Raw genomic sequence first — 550 nt, forward strand, 5'->3', positions numbered from 1 at the left:
GCCGATCGAGATGACCGCGGCCCGCTCGGGCATGCCGGCCTTCTTCGTGGCGGCGATGATCGCCTTGACGTTGGCGGTCTGCTCGTCGTTGAGGGTGATCCGGGACTGCGCGCCCTGGGTGCCGTGCGGGATCAGCTTGGCGGTGTCGGGCTTGTCGGCCTGCACCACCGCGACCGGCTTGGCATCCACCGCCGCAGTGGCGGTGTCGTTGTGGCCGGCGATGGGGCCGGCGAAGATACCGCCGGCGAAGGCGAGACCAGCAACGGACAGCATGCTCTTACGAATGATCGTGTTCATGGGGGTAGCTCCTTCGGGGGTAGGAAACACCCACACACCGGGGGGCGGCGCACGGGTGTGAGCACCTCGTCCGGCACTGCACAAACAAAGGGGGAAGTCATTCACGGCGGCCGGGCGCGGGGGGCGCCTCTGGCAGCCGGGTCCATGTGTAACGACCCGGGGGCCGGGGCCATTCCCGGGGCGGGCCATCCATCGGCAGCCGCGTCGAGCCGGCGCCACGGTCGTTCGGAGGTCTACAACCACCGGGCCGGGC

1 pseudogene is annotated in these 550 nt (G+C 70.0%); it reads right to left on the minus strand.

What is annotated here, in order from left to right:
* Positions 1-297, minus strand: a pseudogene (locus ADK66_RS30340) (hypothetical protein); the annotation flags it as partial.
* Positions 298-550: the final 253 nt, after the last annotated feature.

The organism is Micromonospora sp. NRRL B-16802, assembly GCF_001279555.1.
Classification (GTDB): Bacteria; Actinomycetota; Actinomycetes; order Mycobacteriales; family Micromonosporaceae; genus Micromonospora; species Micromonospora profundi.